This is a genomic window from Ruegeria sp. BC2, assembly GCF_056539245.1.
On sequence record NZ_JBQFUQ010000004.1, the window covers coordinates 233,955 to 251,898 of the forward strand.

At 62.8% G+C, this 17,944-nt stretch carries 18 protein-coding genes; 8 read left to right on the top strand and 10 right to left on the bottom strand.

Features of this window, described 5'->3' with window-relative positions; genetic code table 11:
• Window positions 1–114 precede the first annotated feature (114 nt).
• Genes ACR0CU_RS16220 through ACR0CU_RS16235 form a run of 4 tightly spaced genes read left to right on the top strand, consistent with a single transcriptional unit; the run spans window position 115 to window position 3,020 of the window.
• Complete coding sequence (locus ACR0CU_RS16220; protein WP_170342228.1) at window positions 115–792, top strand: cell division ATP-binding protein FtsE; 678 nt, start codon at window positions 115–117, stop codon at window positions 790–792.
• Window positions 789–1,688: a cell division protein FtsX gene (locus ACR0CU_RS16225; protein WP_170448501.1), complete on the top strand. Its 900-nt coding sequence runs from the start codon at window positions 789–791 to the stop codon at window positions 1,686–1,688. The genes ACR0CU_RS16220 and ACR0CU_RS16225 overlap by 4 nt, the downstream gene beginning before the upstream one ends.
• Window positions 1,688–2,431 carry a lysophospholipid acyltransferase family protein gene (locus ACR0CU_RS16230; protein ID WP_170448499.1) on the top strand — a complete coding sequence of 248 codons (744 nt, stop codon included), beginning with the start codon at window positions 1,688–1,690 and terminating at the stop codon, window positions 2,429–2,431. The genes ACR0CU_RS16225 and ACR0CU_RS16230 overlap by 1 nt, the downstream gene beginning before the upstream one ends.
• Window positions 2,415–3,020, top strand: coding sequence for a pyridoxamine 5'-phosphate oxidase family protein (locus tag ACR0CU_RS16235; protein ID WP_480643441.1), 606 nt, complete (start codon window positions 2,415–2,417; stop codon window positions 3,018–3,020). Before ACR0CU_RS16230 ends, ACR0CU_RS16235 begins: the two co-directional genes overlap by 17 nt.
• On the opposite strand, the gene ACR0CU_RS16240 is transcribed toward ACR0CU_RS16235, so the two are convergent.
• Complete coding sequence (locus tag ACR0CU_RS16240; protein ID WP_170448495.1) at window positions 3,021–3,614, bottom strand: NAD(P)H-dependent oxidoreductase; 594 nt, start codon at window positions 3,612–3,614, stop codon at window positions 3,021–3,023.
• A gap of 102 nt (window positions 3,615–3,716) precedes the next feature.
• Between ACR0CU_RS16240 and ACR0CU_RS16245 the strand changes: the two genes are divergently transcribed.
• Entirely contained in the window at window positions 3,717–4,295 is a 579-nt protein-coding gene (locus ACR0CU_RS16245; protein WP_170342920.1) for a TetR/AcrR family transcriptional regulator, read from the top strand.
• Window positions 4,296–4,313: 18 nt separating this feature from the next.
• On the opposite strand, the gene lpdA is transcribed toward ACR0CU_RS16245, so the two are convergent.
• From lpdA to sucC, 7 genes are all read right to left on the bottom strand, one after another.
• Complete coding sequence (gene lpdA / locus ACR0CU_RS16250; RefSeq protein WP_170448493.1) at window positions 4,314–5,702, bottom strand: dihydrolipoyl dehydrogenase; 1,389 nt, start codon at window positions 5,700–5,702, stop codon at window positions 4,314–4,316.
• A 72-nt stretch (window positions 5,703–5,774) separates the two neighbouring features.
• Window positions 5,775–6,044 (bottom strand): hypothetical protein, encoded by a 270-nt coding sequence (locus ACR0CU_RS16255; protein ID WP_170342212.1) that lies wholly within the window; start codon window positions 6,042–6,044, stop codon window positions 5,775–5,777.
• A 2-nt stretch (window positions 6,045–6,046) separates the two neighbouring features.
• Entirely contained in the window at window positions 6,047–7,549 is a 1,503-nt protein-coding gene (odhB, locus tag ACR0CU_RS16260; protein ID WP_170436057.1) for a 2-oxoglutarate dehydrogenase complex dihydrolipoyllysine-residue succinyltransferase, read from the bottom strand.
• Window positions 7,550–7,555: 6 nt separating this feature from the next.
• Window positions 7,556–10,510, bottom strand: coding sequence for a 2-oxoglutarate dehydrogenase E1 component (locus ACR0CU_RS16265; protein ID WP_480643445.1), 2,955 nt, complete (start codon window positions 10,508–10,510; stop codon window positions 7,556–7,558).
• Window positions 10,507–11,049: a DUF805 domain-containing protein gene (locus ACR0CU_RS16270; RefSeq protein WP_170360119.1), complete on the bottom strand. Its 543-nt coding sequence runs from the start codon at window positions 11,047–11,049 to the stop codon at window positions 10,507–10,509. The genes ACR0CU_RS16265 and ACR0CU_RS16270 overlap by 4 nt, the downstream gene beginning before the upstream one ends.
• Before the next feature lie 44 nt (window positions 11,050–11,093).
• Entirely contained in the window at window positions 11,094–11,978 is an 885-nt protein-coding gene (gene sucD / locus ACR0CU_RS16275; RefSeq protein ID WP_170448489.1) for a succinate--CoA ligase subunit alpha, read from the bottom strand.
• A gap of 84 nt (window positions 11,979–12,062) precedes the next feature.
• The gene (gene sucC, locus ACR0CU_RS16280) at window positions 12,063–13,256 is read right to left on the bottom strand and encodes an ADP-forming succinate--CoA ligase subunit beta (RefSeq protein ID WP_170448487.1); all 1,194 of its coding nucleotides are present in this window, start codon (window positions 13,254–13,256) and stop codon (window positions 12,063–12,065) included.
• Between the two features lie 372 nt (window positions 13,257–13,628).
• On the opposite strand from sucC, the gene ACR0CU_RS16285 reads away from it, so the two are divergent.
• Window positions 13,629–14,621, top strand: coding sequence for a zinc transporter ZntB (locus tag ACR0CU_RS16285; RefSeq protein ID WP_170448485.1), 993 nt, complete (start codon window positions 13,629–13,631; stop codon window positions 14,619–14,621).
• 104 nt (window positions 14,622–14,725) lie between these two features.
• Here the strand turns inward: ACR0CU_RS16285 and mdh are convergent, their stop codons facing one another.
• Window positions 14,726–15,688 (bottom strand): malate dehydrogenase, encoded by a 963-nt coding sequence (gene mdh / locus ACR0CU_RS16290; protein WP_170342201.1) that lies wholly within the window; start codon window positions 15,686–15,688, stop codon window positions 14,726–14,728.
• Window positions 15,689–15,848: 160 nt separating this feature from the next.
• Between mdh and ACR0CU_RS16295 the strand changes: the two genes are divergently transcribed.
• Window positions 15,849–16,604, top strand: coding sequence for a sulfite exporter TauE/SafE family protein (locus ACR0CU_RS16295; RefSeq protein WP_170342199.1), 756 nt, complete (start codon window positions 15,849–15,851; stop codon window positions 16,602–16,604).
• Between the two features lie 3 nt (window positions 16,605–16,607).
• Here ACR0CU_RS16295 and ACR0CU_RS16300 read toward each other — a convergent pair whose 3' ends face one another.
• Window positions 16,608–16,913 (bottom strand): hypothetical protein, encoded by a 306-nt coding sequence (locus ACR0CU_RS16300; protein ID WP_170420753.1) that lies wholly within the window; start codon window positions 16,911–16,913, stop codon window positions 16,608–16,610.
• Window positions 16,914–17,081: 168 nt separating this feature from the next.
• Here ACR0CU_RS16300 and ACR0CU_RS16305 point away from each other — a divergent pair, with 168 nt between their 5' ends.
• Window positions 17,082–17,939, top strand: coding sequence for an HpcH/HpaI aldolase/citrate lyase family protein (locus ACR0CU_RS16305; protein ID WP_170448482.1), 858 nt, complete (start codon window positions 17,082–17,084; stop codon window positions 17,937–17,939).
• Window positions 17,940–17,944: the final 5 nt, after the last annotated feature.

The window sequence follows — 17,944 nt, forward strand, 5'->3', positions numbered from 1 at the left end:
AGCAAAGCGCGTTTTCGGTCCGGTGGATCAAGTGTCGCCAAATGGACTCGGTGCAGGCATTGAAACCGTGGTCGTGCTCGGGCAAGAAGGGCGCAAGCAATATTGAGGGCAGGCGTGATCGAGCTTGAAAATGTCAGCTACAGCTATGGCGGCGGCGAACTGCTGAGCAATGTCTCGGTCCAGTTGCAGCCAGGGTCGTTCCATTTCCTGACCGGCCCGTCCGGAGCGGGCAAAACGACCCTGTTGAAACTCTGCTATGGCGCGTTGCTGGCCAGTTCGGGGCGGATCAGCGCCTTTGACCAGGACATTGCCCGACTGGACCGGGACCAGATGGCCCTGCTGCGCCGCCGCATCGGTGTCGTACATCAGGACTGCCGGTTTCTGGACCACATGACTCTGGCTGAGAATGTCGCCCTGCCACTGATGGTGTCGGGACGCTCTGTCGAGTCCGAGCAGGAAGATCTGACCGAACTCCTGTCCTGGGTCGGTCTTGGTGGCCGCCTGGACGCACTTCCGCCGGAGCTTTCGGGCGGCGAGCGGCAACGGGCCGCACTGGCGCGGGCGGTCATCCTGTCACCGGACGTGGTGTTGGCCGACGAACCCACCGGCAACGTCGACTGGGAGATGTCCCAGCGTCTGCTGCGTCTGCTGATCGAGCTGAACCACATGGGAAAGACCGTGGTGATCGCCACCCATGATCTGAGCTTGATCCGGGCGGCCAAAAGCCAGGTGCAGGCCCGGGTTCTTCGTATCTCGCAGCGGCGGCTGCAACTGGCGGGGGCGGATCTATGATTGCCGATGACATTCGCGCCCTGCTGCGTCGGGACGCCCGGGCCGACCGCGTCGTGCCGCCAACCGGATTTACGGCGCACCTGACCCTTTTCGTGTCAGGTGCGATGGCCTTTCTGACAGTATTCGCGCTTGCGCTGTCGCTGGCCTCGGGCCGGTTGGCCGATCGCTGGGCCTCGGAGCTGGCCGGAGCGGCCACTCTGCGGATCAATGCGCCTGCTGAACAGCGTGCCGCGCAGACGGAGGCCGCTCTGGAGGTTCTGAAACAGACCTCGGGCGTGGCCTCGGCCCGCGCGCTCAGCGCCGAAGAACAGGCCGCGCTGCTGGCCCCCTGGTTTGGACCAGACCTGCCGCTGGACACGCTGCCGGTGCCACAGCTGATCGAGATCATCGAGGGCGAGCCGGGGCTGGACACGATGGGCCTGCGCCTACGGCTGGCGGCCGAGGTGCCAGGCGCGGTTCTGGATGACCATTCTCGCTGGCGCGAGCCGCTGGTCGATGCGGCCACCTCGCTGCGGCGGTTGGGCTGGATCTCGATCCTGCTGATCGGTGGTGCCACGGCGGCGATGATCACGCTTGCGGCCAATGCCTCGCTTGCGGCCAACGCCCAGATCATCGAGGTGCTGCGTCAGGTCGGTGCACGCGACCGTTTCATCGCCGGTGCCTTCGTGCGGCGCTTCACCTGGCGCGCGTTTTTCGGTGCCTTGGTGGGGACGGTTCTGGGCCTGACCGGGGTGCTGCTGCTGCCGGAGGCCTCGGATGCGGGCGGTTTCCTGACCGGCCTTGGATTCCAGGGCGCCGACTGGCTACTGCCCGCCGTAATCCCCGTTTTGGGCGCGGCCGTGGCCTTTGCCGCCACATGGTTGGCGGCCCGTCGCAAATTGAAGGAGCTTTCGTGATGGCAATGGCGGTCCAATGGGTGCGCTCGCTGATCTTCATGGTCACGATCTACGCCTGGATGGCGGTTCTGGGCCTGGTCTTCGCGCCCTATGCGCTGTTCTCCAAGCGCGGGGCGCTGCGCGCCTGCAAGACCTATGCGCGCACGACCATATGGCTGGCGCGCTGGATGGTGGGCATTCGCAGCGAGGTGCGCGGCAACGTGCCCACGGGTGAAGTGGTGATCGCCGCCAAGCATCAATCCTTCTTCGACATCATCCTGATCTTCGACGCGATCCCCCATGGCAAGTTCATCATGAAGCGCGAACTGCTGTGGACCCCGATTATCGGCATGTATGCCCGTCGTCTGGGCTGTATCCCGGTCAATCGCGGCAAGCGAGGCGCGGCAGTGGCCAAGATGGTCAAGGACGTTTCCAAAGAGTTTACCGAGCCCGGGCAACTGGTGATCTATCCGCAGGGCACCCGCGTGGCGCCGGGGGTCTACAAGCCCTACAAGGTCGGCACCGCCGTACTGTACGAGGGGCTGGGCTTCCCCTGCGTGCCGGCGGCCACCAATGTCGGTGTCTTCTGGCCTCGGTCGGGGATTCTGCGCAAACCCGGCCATGCGATCGTCGAGTTCCTCGACCCGATCGAACCGGGCGTTGATCGCGACTCGTTCCTGGCCCGGCTGGAAGAGGTGATCGAGACGCGCTCGAACGCGCTGATGCGCGAAGTGGGGTTTGATCCGGATGCAGTACATCAATGACATCACCGCGCTCGAGGCGCTGTACGGCACCCCCGGCGCGGCCTCGATGCGGAAGGTTGCGCGGCAACTGACGCCGCTCTACCGCAAATGGATCATGGCGTCGCGGCTGTGCGTGCTGTCCACAGTGGGCCCCGAAGGCGTGGATGGCAGCCCCCGGGGCGATGACGGCCCGGTGGTGATAGAACTGGACCCAGGCACCCTGGCCTTGCCCGACTGGCGCGGCAACAACCGCCTGGACAGCCTGCGCAACATCGTGCGCGATCCGCGTGTGGCGTTGATGTTCATGGTGCCCGGCTCGAACAACGTGGTGCGGGTGAACGGTACCGCCCGGTTGACGGCCGATGCCGACCTGCGCGCCCGGTTCGAGAAAAAGGGTAAGCAACCGGCCACGGTGATCGTTATCGAAATCGGGGAAATCTACTCGCAATGCGCCCGCGCGCTGATGCGGGCTGAAACCTGGACCGGCGGCGATCTCAGCGCCGGGTTGCCGACGGTGGGCGAGATTCTGGCCGAGGTGTCTCAGGGCGAGGAAGGCGGCGCACGCTATGATCGGGAATGGGGCGCGCGCGCCGCAAAGACGATGTGGTGATCACGCTGCCGCTGCGCCCAGTCGGGTGACCCGCGCGATCCATTTCTGGACGCTGTCCTGCTTGGGATAGCTGGCACCGGAAAACCAGGTGAACCGCGTCGGCTTGAACCCGACAAATCCCAGAACCTGACCGCGCATCTGGTGAATCAGCGCCCGGCGGTAAACCAACCGCATGAACCAGCCCGGCGTGTCCGAGGTGATGATGACGCGCGCCGATCGGCCGTCGAGCATCGGCGCCGGGAATCCCAGTTTGTTGGGATTGCGGGTGTCGAACGTACGGCCCGGGATGAACATCCGGTCGATCAGCCCCTTGAGCTTGGCGGGCAGGCCGCCCCACCACATGGGCGTGGTCAGAACCAGGTGATCGCTCCATTCGAAATCCTGCAGAACCTGTTCCAGAACCGGCTCCAGCGGTTTGAAATCATGATAGTTGCCCTGTCCGAAATCGAAATCGAACTCCAGATCGCTGAGGTGAACGGTTTTCACTTCATGGCCCTTGGCGCGGGCGGCTTCGGCATAGGTGTCGGCAAAGGTGCGCGACAGGCTGCTTTCGGCGGGGTGACCGTCGAGGATGAGGATTTTCTTGGGTTGCATCGGGGTTCTCCTAAAATTGACCACGGTCAGTTTATAAAATCAAAAATTGACCACGGTCAATATTAAATTTGACCACGGTCAAAAAACATGCGAACAAGCCTCATGCAGAAGACGATTCAGAAACGAACCCTGAAGACCCGCGCCAAGCTGCTGCAGGCGGCGGCAGACGTGGTGCAGAAGAACGGATACCAGGCGTTGCGCGTGGAAGAGGTGGTGCAGGCCGCCGGTGTGGCCAAGGGCACCTTCTTTGCCCATTTCCACGACAAGGACGCGCTGATGGAGATCCTGATCGGCGAAAAGCTGGACGCCTGTCTGGATCAGGCGCAGGCGGCGGAACCGCCGAAAACCGTGCCCCAGATCATCGAGGCCCTGGCCCCGGTGCATGATTTCATGATGTCCGAACGCTATGTGTTCGACCTGCTGATCCGCTATTCCGGGGCGGCCGCGATCTCTGAAATTGGGCCGATTGCCTATTGCTTCGAGAAATACTTCCGGATCGTGATGATGTGGCTGGATCAGGCCGAGGTTAGACAGGACGTGTCGACCGACCTGCTGGCCGAGGGCGTGCAGGCCTTTGCCATCCAAGCCATGTCACTGAAATTCTGCGCCCTGCATTCAGCGACGACTTTCACCGACCGGCTGGAAACCTATCTGCGGGCGTGGCTGACTCCGGCGGCCTGACCGCCGGAGCCGAACTCATCAGGCGTGGATCGGCCCGTCGCCGCAGGCCAGCGCCGCCTCGCGCACGGCCTCGGAATAGGTCGGGTGCGCGTGGCAGGTCAGCGCCAGATCCTCGGCCGAGGCGCCGAACTCCATCGCAACGCAGACCTCGTGGATCAGGTCGCCCGCGCCGGGGCCGATGATGTGGCAGCCCAGGATGCGGTCGGTCTCCTTGTCGGCCAGGATCTTGACGAACCCGTCGGCGGCAAAGTTCGCCTTGGCGCGGCCATTGCCCATGAAGCTGAACTTGCCGACCTTGTAGGCGCGGCCCTGCTCTTTGAGCGTGGCCTCGGTCTCGCCGACATTGGCAACCTCGGGCCAAGTGTAGATCACGCCCGGAATGACGCCATAGTTTACGTGCCCATGCTTGCCGGCGACCACTTCGGCAGCGGCCATGCCTTCGTCCTCGGCCTTGTGGGCCAGCATCGGGCCTTCGATCACGTCGCCGATGGCGTAGATGCCCGGCACGTTGGTCTGCCAGTCCTTGCCGACCTTGATCTGGCCGCGCGGAGTCAGCTCGACCCCCAGCGCCTCCAGACCCAGCCCGTCATGGAACGGCTTGCGCCCGGTGGCGACCAGAACGGTGTCGGCCTCGATCACGTGCTCGCTGTCATCCTTGCGCAGCTTGTAGGTCACCTTGGCCTTGGTCTTGGTGGCCTCGGTCTTTTGCACGGCGGCGCCCATGACGAAGTTCAGGCCCTGTTTTTTCAGGATGCGCTGGAAGGTCTTCTGCACCTCGGGGTCCATGCCCGGGGTGATGACGTCCAGATATTCGATCACCGTCACCTCGGCGCCCAGACGCTGATAGACCGAGCCCAGTTCCAGCCCGATCACGCCTGCGCCGATCACCACCAGCTTTTTCGGGATCTTGCCCAGCTCGAGCGCGCCGGTCGAGGTTACGACGACCTTCTCGTCGACCTCGACGCCGGGCAGCGAGGCCGCCTCGGAGCCGGAGGCGATGATGATGTTCTTGGCCTCGTGCACTTCGTCGCCGACCTTTACCTTGCCGGGCGCGGGGATCGAGCCCCAGCCCTTGAGCCAGTCGATCTTGTTCTTCTTGAACAGGAACTCGACGCCCTTGGTATTGGTGTCGATCACGTCCTGCTTGTAGGCCAGCATCTGTTTCCAGTCGACCGAGGGGCTTTTGCCCTTGAGGCCCATCTTGGCAAAGTTGTGCTCGGCCTCGTGCAGCTGATGGCTGGCATGCAGCAGCGCCTTGGACGGAATGCAGCCCACGTTCAGACAGGTGCCGCCCAGCGTCTCGCGCCCTTCGACGACGGCGGTTTTCAGGCCCAGCTGCGCGCAGCGGATGGCGCAGACATAGCCGCCGGGACCGGCGCCGATTACGATGACGTCATAGTTAGCCATTTTGTTCTCCCAAATCCGCGGAGTGTTCTTTTTGAAAAGGCGACCCACGGGGTGGATCGCCTGGGTGCCTGTTCAGACAGGTGTCAGAACCTTCACCTGAATATGTGCGACGCCGCCACGTTCATGGTGCATGGCCAGCTCTTCCGATTCGATGAAGCTCTGGGCCCGGTCCAGATCGGTAATCTCGAACAGGGCAACCGCATGATCGCGCTGTTCGGGGTCTTTCCAGACGTGCAGATCGACAATCCCGGCCGCCTTGCGCATCGGCTTGTCCTCGCGGAACACCTTCAGCCAGGCGTCGAAATCGGCCACGTCGGCCTGCCAGAGTACATGCGTCGCCATGATCACAGATCCATCAACAGACGGCGCGGGTCTTCCAGCGCCTCTTTCACGCGCACTAGGAAGGTGACCGCGCCCTTGCCGTCGACGATGCGGTGGTCATAGGACAGCGCCAGATACATCATCGGACGGATCTTGATCTCACCGTTGATGACCATCGGACGTTCCTGAATCTTGTGCATGCCCAGAATGCCCGACTGCGGGGGGTTCAGGATCGGCGAGGACATCAGCGAGCCATAGACGCCGCCATTCGAGATGGTGAAGGTGCCGCCCTGCATTTCGGCCATGCTCAGCTTGCCGTCACGGGCGCGCTTGCCCTTCTCGGCGATGGCTTTCTCGATCTCGGCGAAGGACATCCGGTCCGCGTCGCGGATCACCGGAACCACCAAGCCCTGCGGAGTGCCGGCGGCGACGCCCATGTGGACGTAGTTCTTGTAGACGATGTCATTGCCGTCGATCTCGGCATTGACCTCGGGCACCTCTTTCAGCGCGTGGCAGCAGGCCTTGGTGAAGAACGACATGAAGCCCAGGCGCACGCCGTGCTTCTTCTCGAACTGGTCTTTGTACTGGTTGCGGAGGGCCATCACCTCGGTCATGTCCACCTCGTTGTAGGTGGTCAGGATCGCAGCGGTGTTCTGTGCGTCCTTCAGACGCTTGGCGATGGTCTGGCGGAGGCGCGTCATGCGCACGCGTTCCTCGCGGGCGGCGTCCTCGGCGGCTACGGGCGCGCGCGGGGCTGCGGCCGGTGCCGGAGCGGCCGCGGCAGGGGCAGCGGCGGTTGCGACGGCGCGGGCCACGTCTTCCTTCATGATGCGACCATCGCGGCCGGTGCCGGTGACCTGATCGGCCGACAGACCGGCTTCGGCCATGGCCTTTTCGGCCGACGGCGCATTGGCCACGTCCTTGCCGGTGGCGGCTGCTGCCGGGGCAGGGGCTGCCGCGGCTGGCGCAGCCGGTGCGGCGCCTGCTTCAGCGCCCGAGATCACGGCAAGCTTGGCGGCCGCGTCGACCGTCGCGCCTTCGGGGGCCACGATCTCCGCGAGTACACCCGCAGCCGGAGCCGGGACTTCAACCGAGACCTTGTCGGTCTCCAATTCGCACAGCATTTCGTCCTGTGCGACGGTATCGCCGACCTTCTTGAACCAGGTCGATACGGTCGCTTCGGTGACCGACTCACCCAGTGTCGGAACCATCACGTCGACGCTGCCACCCGAGGCCGCAGGAGCCGCTGCCGGAGCGGCTTCAGCTTTTGGAGCGGGGGCCGCACCCTCACCGGCCTGGATCGTTGCCAACAGCGCATCAACGCCGACCGTCTCACCTTCGGCGGCTACGATCTCGCCCATCACGCCGGCTGCGGGCGACGGAACCTCGACGGTGACCTTGTCCGTCTCAAGCTCGCACAGCATTTCATCCACGGCGACGGCATCGCCGGGTTTCTTGAACCAAGTTGCGACCGTGGCTTCGGTGACGGACTCGCCCAGCGTGGGAACACGAACTTCAATCGTCATCGTTAATTATCCTTCAATGGTCAGCGCTTCGTTCACCAGCGCTTCTTGTTGGGCTTTGTGTTGGCTGGCCAGACCCGTTGCGGGCGAGGCCGAGGTGGCGCGGCCGGCATAGATCGGCCGGGTATGCTTGGCGCCGATGCGGGACAGGACCCATTCGATGTTGGGTTCGATGAATCCCCAGGCGCCCTGGTTCTTGGGCTCTTCCTGGCACCAGACCATCTCGGCTTGTTTGAACCGCTCAAGCTCGTTGATCAGCGAATGGGCCGGGAACGGATAGTATTGCTCGATCCGCAGCAGATAGACGTCGTCGATCCCGCGCGCGTCGCGCTCCTCGAGCAGGTCGTAGTAGACCTTGCCCGAACACATCACCACGCGCTTGATCTTGTCGTCAGGCACCAGTTGGGTATCCGAATTGCCCTTTTGCGCGTCGTCCCACAGCACCCGGTGGAAGCTGGACCCGGTGGTGAAGTCCTCAGCATTGCTGATCGCCAGCTTGTGGCGCAGCAAAGATTTGGGCGTCATCAGGATCAGCGGCTTGCGGAAAGTGCGGTGCAGCTGACGGCGCAGGATGTGGAAATAGTTCGCAGGCGTTGTGCAGTTGGCCACGATCCAGTTGTCCTGGCCGCACATCTGCAGGAACCGCTCCAGTCGTGCCGACGAGTGCTCGGGGCCTTGCCCCTCGAACCCGTGCGGCAGCAGGCAGACCAGACCGGACATGCGCAACCATTTGCTTTCGCCCGAGCTGATGAACTGGTCGAACATGATCTGCGCGCCGTTGGCGAAATCGCCGAACTGGGCCTCCCACAGAACCAGCGCGTTGGGCTCGGCCAGCGAATAGCCGTATTCGAAGCCCAGCACCGCGTATTCCGACAGCATCGAGTCGATCACTTCGTACTGCGACTGTCCGGCGCGGATGTGGTTCAGGGGATAGTAGCGCTCTTCGGTCTCCTGGTTGATGAAACCCGAATGGCGTTGGCTGAATGTGCCGCGGGTGGCGTCCTGCCCCGACAGGCGTACCGGATAGCCCTCGGTCAGCAGCGACCCGAAGGCCAGCGCCTCGCCGGTGGCCCAGTCAAAGCCCTCACCGGTTTCGAACATCTGCTTTTTGTGCTCGAGAAGGCGACCTACCGTCTTGTGCAGGGCAAATCCTTCGGGCACCGTCACCAGCGCCTTGCCGACCTCGGCCAGCGTGTCCGGCGTGATTGCAGTGTCGCCGCGGACATATTCTTCCTTGTTCTTGTCCAGATGCGACCACCGGCCATCCAGCCAGTCGGCCTTGTTGGGTTTGTAATCCTTGCCGGCCTCAAACTCGTCGTTCAGATGCGCCTGGAAGGCGGCCTTCATGTCCTCGATCTCGCCCTCGGGGATCAGACCGTCCTTGACCAGCCGCTCGGTGTACAGCGACAGCGTGGTTTTGTGGGTCTTGATCTTCTTGTACATGATCGGGTTGGTGAACATGGGCTCGTCGCCCTCGTTGTGACCGAACCGGCGGTAGCAGAAGATGTCGATGACCACGTCCTTGTGGAACTTCTGGCGGAACTCGGTCGCGACCTTGGCCGCGTGCACCACCGCCTCGGGGTCGTCGCCGTTCACGTGGAAGATTGGCGCCTCGACCATCAACGCAATATCGGTCGGGTACGGGCTCGACCGCGAGAAATGCGGCGCAGTCGTAAAGCCGATCTGATTGTTCACCACGATATGCATGGTGCCGCCGGTCTTGTGACCGCGCAGACCGGACAGGCCAAAGCCTTCGGCCACGACACCCTGGCCGGCAAAGGCCGCGTCGCCGTGGAGAAGAATGCCCATGACCTTGCTGCGATCGGTGTCGCCAAGCTGGTCCTGCTTGGCCCGGACCTTGCCAAGAACAACCGGGTTCACGGCCTCGAGGTGAGACGGGTTCGCCGTCAGCGACAGGTGCACGGTATTGCCGTCGAACTCACGGTCGCTGGACGCACCGAGGTGATATTTCACGTCGCCCGACCCATCCACGTCCTCGGGCTTGAAGCTGCCGCCCTGGAACTCATTGAAGATGGCGCGGTAGGGTTTGCCCATCACGTTGGCCAGGATGTTCAGACGTCCGCGGTGCGGCATGCCGATCACGATATCGCTCAGGCCCAGAGCGCCGCCACGCTTGATGATCTGTTCCATCGCCGGGATCAGCGCCTCGCCCCCGTCCAGACCGAACCGCTTGGTGCCCATGTATTTCACATGCAGGAACTTCTCAAAGCCCTCGGCCTCGACCATCTTGTTCAGGATCGCCTTGCGGCCTTCCCGTGTGAACGAGATTTCCTTGCCATAACCTTCGATCCGCTCTTTCAGCCAGGCGGCCTCCTCGGGGTTCGAGATGTGCATGTACTGCAGCGCGAAAGTGCCGCAATAGGTGCGCTTCACGATCTCGACGATCTGGCGCATGCTGGCCATCTGCAGACCCAGCACGTTGTCGATAAAGATCGGCCGGTCCATGTCGGCATCGGTAAAGCCATAGGTCTTGGGGTCCAACTCGGGATGGTTGGTCGCGGCGCGCATGCCAAGTGGGTCCAGATCGGCGGCCAGGTGACCCCGGATCCGATAGGCCCGGATCAGCATCAGCGCGCGGATCGAATCCAGCACCGCGCGCTTGATCTGTTCGCCGCTGACATCAACCCCTGCCTTGGCGGCCTTTTCCTTGATCTTGTTGCCCGCTGCCTTGGCGTCGACCTCAATCCACTCGCCGGTCAGGGCGCCGGTCAGGTCATCATTCGGTATCGGTGGCCAGTCGGGGCGCGCCCACGACGGCCCTTCGGCCTCTTTCTGGACGTCCGGTGCCGCGTCTCCCATCTGCCGGAAAAACTCGGCCCAGGCCGCATCGATTGCGCCGGGATCCTTTGTGTACTGGGCATAAAGCTGCTCCAGGTACTCGGCATTGTGCCCCTGCATGAAGCTCGAGGCATGGAAAGCAGAATTGGGCGAGTGTTCGGTCATTGGGTTACCTCATATGGGTTGGGACCGTATTTGTTGGTGCCTGGCTGGCTGGGGCGGGACAGCCACCACAGAACCAGGAGGGGCGACACCAGAAGAACAAGCAGTGTCGGAATGACGATCAGCAGCGTGGCGCGCGTGAACAGGATGTCGAGGCTTCCGCCATGCTGGAAGCTTGAGGCGAGACCGATGCCGAAGACCAGAACGGCAAAAGCCCCAAGGATCAAAAGGATCGGCAACAGCGCATAGAGACCGTTGCGCCCGGTGTCATGCATGCGCCGCCACGCCACGGCCAGATGCGGAAAGAACACGATCAGCGACACGATGCTCTGCACCGGCTGGCTGGATGTGGCGGTCACCTCGACCGAGCCTTCGGATTGCACGGTCGTGACCTGTCCGAAGAAATGCCAGTCGATGACCGTGGCGATTGCGCTCCAGACCAGAATGAACAGGAAAAAATACCAATACTCGGGGCGAGAGGCCCGCCCCGAGAATGTGAAGTATTTGGAGAAACACGTTTTGACGGCTTCGTTGAAGGTCATGTGTTTCGCTCCGCTGAGGCCAGCCCGCGCAAGGGGCCGGCGGTTTACTTGCCGATTGCTTCCAGCACAGCCTCGCCCAGCTGCGCCGGGCTTTCGGCCACGACGATGCCGGCGCTGCGCATGGCTTCGATCTTGTCCTCGGCACCGCCCTTGCCGCCGGCGACGATCGCGCCCGCGTGGCCCATGCGGCGGCCCGGAGGCGCCGTGCGGCCGGCGATGAAACCGGCAACCGGCTTCTTGCGGCCCTTCTTGGCCTCATCCGCCAGGAACTGCGCGGCTTCTTCCTCGGCCGAACCGCCGATCTCGCCGATCATGATGATCGACTCGGTCTCGTCATCGGCCAGGAACCATTCCAGCACGTCGATATGCTCGGTGCCTTTGATCGGGTCGCCGCCGATGCCTACGCAGGTGGACTGGCCCAGACCCACATCGGTGGTCTGCTTGACCGCCTCATAGGTCAGCGTGCCGGAACGCGACACGACGCCGACCGAACCGCGCTTGTGGATGTGGCCGGGCATGATGCCGATTTTGCAGGCGTCGGGCGTGATGACGCCGGGACAGTTCGGGCCGATCAGGCGCGATTTGCTGCCTTCCAGCGCGCGCTTCACCTTCATCATGTCCAGAACCGGGATGCCCTCAGTGATGCAGACGATCACTTCCATCTCGGCGTCGATGGCTTCGAGGATCGAATCCGCGGCAAAGGGCGGCGGCACATAGATCACGGTCGCGTTGGCCTCGGTCATGTGCTTGGCCTCGTGCACCGAGTTGAACACGGGCAGGCCCAGATGCTCCATACCGCCTTTGCCCGGGGTCACACCGCCGACCATCTTGGTGCCATAGGCGATGGCCTGTTCAGAGTGGAACGTGCCCTGCGAGCCAGTAAAGCCCTGACAGATCACTTTGGTATTTTCGTCGATGAGGACTGCCATTTGGCGTTCTCCTGTTTTCGGCGGGATCTGACCCGCCAGCATTCATCGGAATGGCGGGCCGCGACCCGCCCTGAGTTATCGGGTTCAGCCTTTGACTGCCTTCACGATCTTCTCGGCACCGTCTTTCAGGTTGTCCGCCGCGATCACATCCAGGCCAGAGGTGTTGATGATCTCTTTGCCTTTCTCGACATTCGTGCCTTCCAGACGCACGACCAGCGGAACCTGCAGGCCAACCTCTTTCACGGCCGCAACCACGCCCTCGGCAATCACATCACAACGCATGATGCCGCCGAAGATGTTGACCAGGATGCCTTTGACATTCGGGTCGCTGGTGATGATCTTGAACGCCTCGGTCACTTTCTCTTTGGTCGCACCGCCGCCCACATCGAGGAAGTTGGCTGGCTCCGCACCGTACAGCTTGATGATGTCCATCGTCGCCATCGCCAGACCCGCGCCGTTGACCATGCAGCCGATCTCGCCGTCCAGCGCGATGTAGTTCAGGTCGTATTTGCTGGCTTCCAGTTCCTTGGGGTCTTCCTCGGTGGTGTCGCGCAGTTCGGCGATGTCGGGGTGGCGGTAGACCGCGTTGCCGTCAAAGCTCAGCTTGGCGTCCAGCACCTTGAGGTCGCCGCCTTCGGCCACGATCAGCGGGTTGATCTCCAGCATCTCCATGTCCTTCTCGACGAAGGCCTTGTACAGGATGCCCATCAGGCGCACGCATTGCTTGATCTGCGCGCCTTCCAGACCCAGCGAGAAGGCGATGCGCCGGCCGTGATACGGCTGGTACCCAGTGGCCGGGTCAACCGAGAAGGACAGGATTTTCTCGGGTGTCGCTGCGGCTACTTCTTCGATGTCCATACCGCCTTCGGTCGAGCACACGAACGAGATGCGGCTGGTCTGGCGGTCCACCAGCAGGGCCAGGTACAGCTCGCGCTCGATGCCCGAACCGGCCTCGATGTAAACGCGGTTGACCTGCTTGCCTACGGGGCCGGTCTGGTGGGTGACCAGCGTGCGGCCCAGCATCTTCTTGGCTTCTTCGGCGGCTTCTTCCACCGATTTGGTCAGACGGACACCGCCCTTTTCACCGGCATCGGCCTCTTTGAAGTGACCTTTGCCGCGGCCGCCCGCGTGGATCTGTGCCTTGACCACCCAAAGGGGGCCGTCCAGTTCACCGGCGGCTGTTTTGGCTTCCTCGGCGCGCAGAACTGCACGTCCGTCGGAGACCGGAGCGCCATAGCTGCGAAGAAGAGCCTTGGCCTGATATTCGTGAATGTTCATCGAAACTGTCCCGTCTGACTGCGATTAGATCGTTATAGGGGTGTCTAGCGGTAAAAATTAAAGGGTTTTCTGCTGCGATCGCGCTATTTGCCGAAGATTTTCAGCATTTGTGATCACACATTTTCGGGGTGTGATCACAAACAAACCGGTGCCAAAAAATGATTCGAGCGAGTCAGAATAGGCTTTGAAAACATATTCGAAGACCGTGTTCGCAACCCGTTTGCGCCAACATTTCCGGTAGCGTTCGAAGTGGCGGGACCGGACCTGTCAGGCTTTCGGGGCTTGGCGCATTCTCGCAGGCTGGCTAATCTGACCGGGCCTGTGTGGGTCTGGTTGGGTCGGGCAGGTCAAACATGAACAAGCTCCGAGCAGATGACAGTGCCGAACCCAGATTTCCCCGATGTCATGACCTGGATATTCGACGGATCCGGCAAAGCCGTGTCACTGGGCCCCGATGACTTTGCCAGCTGGATACCGGCTGGATCGGAGGGGCAGTTCGCTTGGCAACACCTGAGGCTGGAAGCGCCAGGCACGGCTCCGCTTCTACGCGCCGGCGGGCTTGATGAGTTCGTGATCGACGCTCTGACGGCGGACGAGACCCGGCCCCGCTGTACCGTCCATGGCGATGGCGTAATCCTGAACCTGCGCGGAGTGAACCTGCAAGAAGGGCAACCGCCCGAGGACATGATCTCGGTCAGGCTGTGGTTGACGGAGAACAAGATCATCGGTGTCTGGCGCCGCCCCTTGGATGCGGTTGCGGACATGCTGGCGGCCATCGACCGCGGGCAGGCACCGAAGTCGCCGGGTGACTTCGTCGCGCGCTTGGCCTTGCGGCTGGCAGATAGGGCCGAACCTGCGATCACTGATCTGAATGAACGTGTGGATGATCTAGAAGAGGCGCTTCTTGAGGCGAATGCCGAGATTTCCCGGTCTGAGCTGGCGGCGATCCGCAGGTCCTCCATCGTTCTGCGCCGGTATCTGGTACCCCAGCGCGACGCGTTGACGACGCTCGAGATTGAAGACGTGCCGTGGCTGCAGGCTCACGACCGGTCGCGGTTGCGCGAAGCCTCGGAGCGCATCTACCGGATCGGCGAGGATTTGGCGGCTGTACGGGAACGGGTTCAGATCATACACGATCAGCTGATGGATGAACGGGCCGAACGTATGAACAACCGTATGCTCGTGCTGTCAGTGGTCAGCGCGGTCTTTCTGCCGCTGGGCCTGGTGGCGGGTGTTCTGGGGATCAATGTCGGTGGCATTCCCGGCGCCCAAAGTCCGCATGCGTTCTGGGTCGTTTCCGCCTTGCTGGTCGCACTTGGCGGGATGCTTCTGGGAGTAGCCAGGTGGCTTGGGATGTTCCGATAGAACTCGAGAGCTCAAAAGAAATGCCCCGCCGGTTGGAGCCAGCGGGGCAGGGTGTCATGCCTTTGGCCGGATCTTTGGTGGGGTCCAAAGATCCGATCAATGTATCAGGCCAATGAGCTGTCGATGCCCTTGCAGGCCTCGATCAGACCTTTCACGGCGTTGACCGAATTGTCGAAACCGGCCTGCTCTTCTTCATTGAGCTGGATGTTGACGACCTTTTCGATTCCGCCGGCGCCGATCACGGTCGGGACGCCCACATACATGCCCTTCACGCCCAACTCGCCATCGCAATAGGCGGCGCAGGGCAGAACGCGCTTCTGATCCTTCAGATAGGCTTCGGCCATTTCAATCGCCGAGGTCGCGGGGGCGTAATAGGCCGAGCCGGTCTTCAGCAGGCCGACGATCTCGGCGCCGCCGTCACGGGTACGCTGTACGATGGCGTCCAGCTTCTCCTGCGTGGTCCAGCCCATCTTGACCAGGTCGGGCAGCGGGATGCCCGCAACGGTCGAATAACGCACCGACGGTACCATCGTGTCGCCATGGCCGCCCAGAACAAAGGCGGTGACGTCCTTCATCGATACGTCGAACTCTTCGGCCAGGAAGTGGCGGAAGCGGGCCGAGTCCAGCACGCCGGCCATGCCGCAGACCTTGTTGTGGGGCAGGCCCGAGAATTCGCGCAGCGCCCAGACCATCGCGTCCAGCGGGTTGGTGATGCAGATGACGAAGGCGTCGGGTGCATTGGCGGCGATGCCCTCACCGACCGACTTCATGACCTTCAGGTTGATGCCCAGCAGGTCATCGCGGCTCATGCCCGGCTTGCGCGGCACACCGGCGGTCACGATGCAGACATCGGCACCGGCGATGTCCTCGTAGGATTGGGTGCCTTTCAGCTTGGCGTCAAAGCCCTCGGACGGGCCGGATTCGGCGATGTCCAGCGCCTTGCCTTCCGGGATGCCCTCGGCGATGTCGAAAAGAACGACATCCCCCAGTTCCTTCATTGCTGCGAGGTGGGCAAGCGTGCCCCCGATCTGACCTGCGCCGATCAGCGCGATCTTGGGTCTGGCCATTTGGATTGTCTCCGGTCGGTTTTGAAATCGCGGTTTTGCTAGTCGCTAAAACGCCGTTGCGCAAGGGTTCTGCGGCGCGGCATGCGACCGCATACCGTTTGCCTGCCCCCTGCCGGTTGCGCTAAACCACCCGCAGGACAAGCCGTTTCGGGGCCGCCGCATGGTTGAATTGAACCTGATGTTTTTTGCCGTGGCGATCCCGGCTGTGATCTTTGCGGGCATTTCCAAGGGCGGCTTCGGCTCGGGCGTGGCTTTTGCGTCGTCGTCGATTCTGGCGTTGATCCTTGATCCGGGGCAGGCGCTGGCGCTGATGTTGCCGATCCTGATGGTGATCGACCTGGCCACCCTGCGCCCCTACTGGAAACGGTGGAACTGGCCCGACGCGCGTCTGCTGATGCTGGGGGCAGTGCCGGGTGTGGCGCTGGGCGCGCTGCTGTACCGGGCGACCGACGAAGACCTGCTGCGCCTGCTGATCGGGGGCATCTCGGTGGGCTTCGTGGTCTGGCATGTGGCGCAATCCCGCGGCTGGGTGCGCGGTTTCGCCAACCGCCTGCCGCCTCCGGCCGGGCTGTTCGCCGGGCTGGTCGCTGGCTTCACCAGCTTTGTCAGCCACGCCGGCGGCCCGCCCGCCGCCGTCTACCTGCTGTCGCAACGCCTGACGAAAACCGAGTTCCAGGCCACCACCGTGCTGGTCTTCTGGGTCATCAACATCGCCAAGTTCGTCCCCTACGCCTATCTGGGCATGTTCACGCTGCAGACCGCCTGGGCCGACCTGCTGCTGACCCCCTTTGCCATCCTTGGCGCCTGGCTGGGCGTGCGTGCCCATTGGATGATGTCCGAGCGGCTGTTCTTCGGCATCGCCTATGTTCTGCTGACCCTGACCGGGTCAAAGCTGATCTGGGACGCGCTGACCTGATCCTCAGGTGTTCGGCGGCAGAGCTTCGGCCAGCACCTCATAGGCCTCGCCCGCGGCCACCAGGCAGGTCAGCCCGTTGGGCAGGGTCACCGTGATCGTCCAGGTGCCGGTGTCGTCCGAGGCAAAGACCTCCATCACCGCACCCTGCCGCGCCATGCCGATGCCGCGCCGGGTCTCGCCATAGGTCTCGGCCAGCCGCTGCAGCACGTCCGGCCGGGGCGCACAGTTCGGCGTTTGCGCCTGTACCTGCTGCGCCGCCAGCACCATGATGCCCAGCCCCATCGTCATCTGAAACAAACGCTTATTCATTTCCGGCCCCCTTTGCCTGTTGATCGGACCAAGGCTGCCGGAACCCTCTGCAATTGCGGTGAAACCACCGCGCGTTGCGTCACATGCTGCAATGCGGCGATTTTGGCCTTGAAGTTTCCGGCAAAAAATGCCCCATTCTGCGCAACTTTATTTCAACGAGAGGTTCCCATGGACCCGCGCCAGCGCCCCTACCGCTCTGTTCTGTACATTCCCGGCTCCAAGGAACGGGCGCTCGACAAGGCGCGCACGCTGCCGGTCGATGCCATTATCTTCGACCTGGAAGACGCGGTTGCCGCCGATGAAAAAGAGAACGCACGCGAAACGCTCAAGGCCGCGCTGGCGACGGGCGGATACGGCCCACGCGTCAAGATCGTTCGAATCAACGGTCTGGACACCGACTGGGGCCGTGCCGATGCCGAGGCCGTGCGCGAGATGGATGCCGACGTGGTGCTGCTGCCCAAGGTCAACTCGGCCGCCGACGTGGATGCGCTGGCCGCGATCACCGGCGACCTGCCGATCTGGGCGATGATGGAAACCCCGCGCGGGATGCTGAACGCGGCCGAGATCGCGGCGCATCCGCTGATGGCGGGTTTTGTCTTGGGCACCAATGATCTGGCGAAAGAATTGCAGACCCGCTTCCGCCCTGACCGCCTGCCGCTGATGACCTCGCTTGGCCTGTGCCTGCTGGCCGCCAAGGCCGAGGGGCTGGTGATCGTCGACGGCGTCTACAACGCCTTCAAGGATACCGAAGGTCTGGCCGTGGAATGTGCGCAGGGCCGCGACATGGGTTTCGACGGCAAGACCCTGATCCACCCCGCGCAGATCGAGACCGCCAACACCGCCTTTGCCCCGTCAGAGGCCGAGATCGACCTGGCCCGCCGCCAGATCGCCGCTTTCGAAGAGGTCGAGGCAAAGGGGCAGGGCGTTGCCGTGGTCGATGGCAAGATCGTGGAAAACCTGCACGTTGTAACTGCCCGCGAAATTCTGGCAAAAGCAGAGGCGATATCAGCTTTGCAAGCGGGGTAAGCCAG

Coding starts and splice junctions, on each gene's coding strand:
- ACR0CU_RS16225 (WP_170448501.1), top strand. CDS start 789: ATGATTGCCGATGACATTCGCGCCCTGCTGCGTCGGGACGCCCGGGCC.
- ACR0CU_RS16230 (WP_170448499.1), top strand. CDS start 1,688: ATGGCAATGGCGGTCCAATGGGTGCGCTCGCTGATCTTCATGGTCACG.
- ACR0CU_RS16235 (WP_480643441.1), top strand. CDS start 2,415: ATGCAGTACATCAATGACATCACCGCGCTCGAGGCGCTGTACGGCACC.
- ACR0CU_RS16240 (WP_170448495.1), bottom strand. CDS start 3,614: ATGCAACCCAAGAAAATCCTCATCCTCGACGGTCACCCCGCCGAAAGC.
- ACR0CU_RS16245 (WP_170342920.1), top strand. CDS start 3,717: ATGCAGAAGACGATTCAGAAACGAACCCTGAAGACCCGCGCCAAGCTG.
- lpdA (WP_170448493.1), bottom strand. CDS start 5,702: ATGGCTAACTATGACGTCATCGTAATCGGCGCCGGTCCCGGCGGCTAT.
- ACR0CU_RS16255 (WP_170342212.1), bottom strand. CDS start 6,044: ATGGCGACGCATGTACTCTGGCAGGCCGACGTGGCCGATTTCGACGCC.
- odhB (WP_170436057.1), bottom strand. CDS start 7,549: ATGACGATTGAAGTTCGTGTTCCCACGCTGGGCGAGTCCGTCACCGAA.
- ACR0CU_RS16265 (WP_480643445.1), bottom strand. CDS start 10,510: ATGACCGAACACTCGCCCAATTCTGCTTTCCATGCCTCGAGCTTCATG.
- ACR0CU_RS16270 (WP_170360119.1), bottom strand. CDS start 11,049: ATGACCTTCAACGAAGCCGTCAAAACGTGTTTCTCCAAATACTTCACA.
- sucD (WP_170448489.1), bottom strand. CDS start 11,978: ATGGCAGTCCTCATCGACGAAAATACCAAAGTGATCTGTCAGGGCTTT.
- sucC (WP_170448487.1), bottom strand. CDS start 13,256: ATGAACATTCACGAATATCAGGCCAAGGCTCTTCTTCGCAGCTATGGC.
- ACR0CU_RS16285 (WP_170448485.1), top strand. CDS start 13,629: ATGACAGTGCCGAACCCAGATTTCCCCGATGTCATGACCTGGATATTC.
- mdh (WP_170342201.1), bottom strand. CDS start 15,688: ATGGCCAGACCCAAGATCGCGCTGATCGGCGCAGGTCAGATCGGGGGC.
- ACR0CU_RS16295 (WP_170342199.1), top strand. CDS start 15,849: ATGGTTGAATTGAACCTGATGTTTTTTGCCGTGGCGATCCCGGCTGTG.
- ACR0CU_RS16300 (WP_170420753.1), bottom strand. CDS start 16,913: ATGAATAAGCGTTTGTTTCAGATGACGATGGGGCTGGGCATCATGGTG.
- ACR0CU_RS16305 (WP_170448482.1), top strand. CDS start 17,082: ATGGACCCGCGCCAGCGCCCCTACCGCTCTGTTCTGTACATTCCCGGC.